This window comes from Microbacterium umsixpiens (assembly GCF_053543675.1).
Map to the genome: position 1 here is coordinate 28,657 of NZ_JBLVOH010000227.1, position 391 is coordinate 29,047.

The following is a 391-nucleotide window of genomic DNA, read 5'->3' on the forward strand; positions in this document are numbered from 1 at the left end:
CGTCGCTGGCGCGACTCGGCGAGCATGACGGCTCGGGCGCGGACAGACCTCGGGCCCTACGGCGTGAGCACCTGGACGTCGGCCTGCGCGAGAGCGGCGGCGATGCGGGACGGAGGGGGAGCGTCTGTGATCAGGTAGTCCGCCCGCTCGAGGAGCGCGATCTGGGCGAAGAATCGACGCCCGAGCTTGGTGGAGTCCGCGAGGATCGCCGTGCGCTCTGCTCGCTGGATCATCTCCGACATCATGGCGGCGTCGCCGAGGTTCGAGGTCGAATACCCGGCTTCGTCGACCGCGCCGACGGCGATCAGGGCGAGGTCGCAGCGGATGTCGACCTCGGGTCCGCCCGGCGTCATCGTGAACGTCACGGGGCCTGTCGTCGCCTGCGTGATGG

1 protein-coding gene is annotated in these 391 nt (G+C 70.3%); it reads right to left on the reverse strand.

What is annotated here, in order from left to right; all coding sequences use genetic code 11:
- Positions 1-56: 56 nt before the first annotated feature.
- Positions 57-391 (reverse strand): DeoR/GlpR family DNA-binding transcription regulator (locus ACNPM4_RS19170; RefSeq protein WP_473965309.1); only part of this gene is annotated, 335 nt, incomplete at its 5' end.